Here is a 307-nt window from a genome sequence, read left to right on the forward strand (position 1 = left end):
GAGAGCTGCCAGGGATATTTCTTCTCGAAGCCTGAGAGGTTGACGAGATCGAGCGTGCGCTTGATCCGCTCGCCCTGCTCCGCCCTGGACAGGCCCATGATCTCCAGCGGCAACCCGACATTGCGCTCGATGGTGCGCCACGGAAACAGGGCGGCGGCCTGAAAGACATAGCCATAGGCGCGTTTCTCGCGCGCCTGCTCTGCTGTCATGCCATTGACGGAAATCGTCCCCGAGGTCGGCTTCTCCAGATCGGCGATGACGCGCAGCAGCGTGGTCTTGCCGCAGCCCGAAGGCCCGATGAAGGAGA

The 307-nt window shown here is 62.9% G+C and carries 1 protein-coding gene; it reads right to left on the bottom strand.

The features are described from left to right. A partial coding sequence (locus EOB49_RS35110) for an ATP-binding cassette domain-containing protein (protein WP_164781998.1) occupies positions 1-307 on the bottom strand: 307 nt, incomplete at both ends.

This window comes from Mesorhizobium sp. M7A.F.Ca.MR.148.00.0.0, from assembly GCF_003997735.1.
Taxonomy (GTDB): Bacteria; Pseudomonadota; Alphaproteobacteria; order Rhizobiales; family Rhizobiaceae; genus Mesorhizobium.